The organism is Caballeronia sp., from assembly GCF_049581465.1.
In the GTDB taxonomy this organism is placed as follows: domain Bacteria; phylum Pseudomonadota; class Gammaproteobacteria; order Burkholderiales; family Burkholderiaceae; genus Caballeronia.
Window position 1 is genome coordinate 1 of the sequence record NZ_JBAUSA010001251.1, and the last position, 2,943, is coordinate 2,943.

1 protein-coding gene and 1 pseudogene are annotated in these 2,943 nt (G+C 57.5%); one reads left to right on the forward strand and one right to left on the reverse strand.

Annotation, left to right across the window (positions count from 1 at the left end):
- Positions 1-1,662 (reverse strand): annotated as a pseudogene (locus tag WCA53_RS30450) (hypothetical protein); the annotation flags it as partial.
- Positions 1,663-1,984: 322 nt separating this feature from the next.
- Between WCA53_RS30450 and WCA53_RS30455 the strand changes: the two are divergent.
- Positions 1,985-2,943: glycoside hydrolase family 3 protein (locus WCA53_RS30455; protein WP_423920192.1), on the forward strand; the 959-nt coding region annotated here is incomplete at its 3' end.

Here is a 2,943-nt window from a genome sequence, read left to right on the forward strand (position 1 = left end):
GGTGAATGCGCCGAGTTGGAAGATGTCGGAGTGGCGGAACATCTCGTGAAAAGCCCAGGCGTACGCAGGGACAGTCTTGTAGGAATTGGGACCGCCGCCAAAGTAAGCCCATTCATCAATGGCGATGGGAACGGGCTTGGCGCGGAGCGCCGGAATGAGCTTGAGGTATTGCTCGTAGTGCTCGTATTTAGCACGAACCTGCACGGCGGGTGCTCGTTCCCACTCAATCAGCGAAAGAGGAGGATCGATGGGCACCTTTTTCTGCAGCTTCATATCCGTATGCTGAGTACCGGAGGCGTAGTAATGCTCGCTGACCATGTCAATGTTATCGAGGCAATGCAGCAGCATCTGGCCCGTCCAGTCCGCCGCGGATAGATAGTCAGGAACATATTGGCCGTTGATGCGGCGCGCCTGGTCCGCGCCCTCCATCACGTCGGGCATCGCACCCCCAGCGATGAGCTTGATGGAGGGATCGACCTTCCGCATCTCTTTGGCGAAGAGGTTGTGCTTCAGCTCGAACTGCGGAAGCGACATGGCGCCCATCTGGTAGTCGCCCCATGGCTCGTTGCCAACACCCCAGAGCTTTACGTGGTAGGGTTCCGGATGCCCGTTCGCCGCGCGCCATTTGCCCATGGGTGTAGTGGCCGCGCCGTTGGTGTATTCCACAAGTTCCCGCGCGGACCACGCATCGCCGAAGCCGGCATTAACGGTGATGTAGGGATCGACGCCGAGAAGACGGCAGAGAGTAAGGAATTCATCGGTGCCCACGTCATTGGGTTGTACGGCGTGCCAAACGGGATCAAAGATGGGCGGGCGCTTGTCAATGTCGCCGACACCGTAACGCCACTCGTAGGCGGAGACAAAGTTGCCGCCGGGAAAGCGAAGGACACCAAAGCGCAACTGCTTGAGCGCGGCGATGACCTCAGGCCGAAAGCCTTCGATATTGTCCGCGGGCATCAGAGAAACCGTGCCGACATGGAAGGAGCCGGTGCCCGTGCCGGTGATCTCAAGAGTGGCATCATCGGTATCCGCTGCAGACGTGTAGCGCAGCGGGAATTTGCGATACGCGGAACCGATCGCAGCAATCGTGACGGTCCGCCGGTCCGCGGCCCCCTTGCCCCAGATGAGCGTGACTTTGACCACCGTCCCACGAGAGCCGGCCAGCACGATGCGACCGGTGTATGCCCTGCCTTTGCGTACTGCGATTCCGGATTGGCTGAATCCGTGCGGCACTTTCGCATCGAGTTTAACAAGTGGCGATTGATCGCCGGTGAAGGGTGATTCGGTATCCATCGTGACAGCATCGTCACCGCCTATAGGTGTCCACCAACGAGTGGGCACACGCCGCATTCGCGGGTTCCCCGCAGCATTGCCCAGAACTGGCGGCGGCGTGGGTGCGCTGATCGCGACCGGGTAATAGAATTTGCGATCGACGAGCATCTCAGACCAGACTCCCGTGTTCACGATGTCGCCACCATGTTCGAGGAACTGGCCGTAAATGTATTTCGAAATGGGAACACCGGTCTTCGAGGTGTCAATCGTTGCATCGATCGTTCGGACTTGAGCCGACGCTGAAGCCACTGAGGCCAGCAATGCAGCAATGAGAAGTCGCGTAATCGGGGAACACATTCCCGCTGTCGCAGTTTTTCTGAACGGATACATGTTTTTCCTCGGACACGCCCAACGCCGGTGCCATGCGATCCGACGTCAGTGAGCTGGACCCCAACATTACATTGACGTAGCGTAAATTCGCTTCAACTCCTACGAAACCGTTGACTATACATAGGAAGGGCTACCATGGGCAATAAAAAGGAAACGCTTTATTCTTTGTGGGCAAATTAGTTACTATGCTGTGGCCTAACGGTAAGCCGCTGAGGGGAGCTCGAGTTTCGAGTAGGCCCGCCAGCATCCTGTGATTCGAAATGCAAGCTGCTTTTGCAAGACAGACGATAGACGGTCGCCCCGGTTCCAATCTGAGGAGAAGATGAACAACTACACGAAGAAAGTGGTGCAAGGATTTGCCGTGGGACTCGTATCGCTCTTCTGTGTCTGGACTGTGCAGCCGGCAGTCGCGCAGGATGCGGCGGCGCCACCGTATCTGGACACCAATCTGTCGCCTGAACAAAGGGCTGCCGATTTAGTCCATCGGATGACTCTCGCCGAGAAGGCCACGCAGATGCAGAACAACTCTGCCGCGGTGCCTCGGCTCAAGGTTCCCGCATACCAATGGTGGAGCGAGGCTCTTCATGGAGTTATCAACGAGGGTGTCACTGAATATCCGGAACCCATTGGTTTGGCTGCCACCTTCGATACGCCGGGAATTCATACGATGGCGGCCCAGATCGGTATCGAAGGGCGCATCAAGCATGTGCAGAATGTTCGCGAGGGCCACACTGGCATCATGGGAGGCCTGGATTTCTGGTCACCGAACTTGAACATCTTTCGCGATCCGCGTTGGGGTCGCGGGCAGGAGACCTACGGCGAAGACCCTTTCCTTACGGCCCGCATGGGCGTGGCTTATGTGACGGGATTGCAGGGAGACAATCCCAGATACTATTTGGCCATCGCAACACCGAAACACTTCGACGTGCATAGCGGCCCTGAGCCAACGCGCCACTTCGCCGATGTCGATGTAAGCAAACACGACGAAGTCGACACTTATGAGCCTGCTTTCCGCGCGGCTATTGTGGAGGGCAAGGCCGGCTCTATCATGTGTGCCTACAACGCCATCAATGGCGAGCCGGCGTGCGCCAACCAATACCTCTTGCAGGATCAGTTACGTGGCAAATGGGGCTTTAAGGGCTATGTGGTTTCGGATTGCGACGCCGTGCGTGACGTTGCCGCCAATCATCGCTATCGTCCAACCCAGGCACAAGGCGCAGCCATTTCGGTGATTCGAGGCATGGATAACGAGTGCGTCACCTTTACTTCGAGGTTTGGCGA